At 27.3% G+C, this 929-nt stretch carries 1 protein-coding gene; it reads left to right on the forward strand.

Translation table 11 applies throughout. The annotated features are described in order from the left end of the window. The first annotated feature begins 70 nt into the window (after window positions 1–70). Entirely contained in the window at window positions 71–808 is a 738-nt protein-coding gene (locus AJN60_RS08365; protein WP_070286248.1) for a lysozyme inhibitor LprI family protein, read from the forward strand. Window positions 809–929: the final 121 nt, after the last annotated feature.

A 929-nucleotide genomic window follows, 5' to 3' on the forward strand; every position in this document is an offset into this window, starting at 1 on the left:
ATTTAAGCTATGAGGAATTTAAAAGCTTACAAATAAATAAAATTAATTTCTATTTAAAGGAGGTGTTCTGATGCAAAAGTTTTTAATAGTTTTAGGATTGTGTTTAATGTTAGCCATTAGTGCTAATGCTCAATCTCCAAAAGAAGCTAAACCTAGCTTTGATTGTAGCAAAGCAACTACAAAAGTAGAAAAGATGATTTGCAATGATGAAGGTGGGGAGTTACAAAAACTTGATAGATTATATTCTAAACTCTATTTTTCAATACTAAAGAGTATCCCAAAAAACACAAAAGAGGGGCAAAATGAAAGAGAAGAGCTGAAATATTTTAATCACTCTGTTATGAGCGATAGAAATGTATTTCAGTGCTATTTTATTGTACCATTTGGGACAGGAAAACAAGAAGACTTTCGATCTAATTATTGCATAAAACAAATTTATTTAGAAGCGATTGCTACTTTAGCTTTTAGAATGATAGATAGCGAAGCTAATAGAAAAAAATGGAATTTTAACCAAAGAGTAGAAAAATTTAATGGTGCTGCTTGCCCGTTAGAAAAATATGATGAAATAAATTTTTTATCTAACTACAATTTATTTAATAATTTTTTTGAAAACACTACTAAAGGCATTGTTATAGATTTTATGGCTTATAATATTGCACAATGGAACTATTTTATTCTACAATCTCGGATTAATGAAGCAAATTCAGGCGAATTTGATGAGGCAGTAAAAGTATATAAAATACTTTATGAGAAGCTCTATCAAGCTTTTACAGAAGATAAAAAACTTAATAAATTATTAGGAAACTAAATGCCAATTAAGACAACTATGAGGAATTTAAAAGCTTACAAATAAATAAAATTAATTTCTATTTAAAGGAGGAGTTCTTATGCAAAAGTTTTTAATAGTTTTAGGATTGTGTTTAATGTTA

Origin of the sequence: Campylobacter sp. BCW_4323, assembly GCF_001763115.1 — a bacterium.
Lineage (GTDB): Bacteria > Campylobacterota > Campylobacteria > Campylobacterales > Campylobacteraceae > Campylobacter_D > Campylobacter_D jejuni.

Excerpts from the sequence above, each read along its gene's own strand:
- AJN60_RS08365 (WP_070286248.1), top strand. The coding sequence starts at position 71 with ATGCAAAAGTTTTTAATAGTTTTAGGATTGTGTTTAATGTTAGCCATT.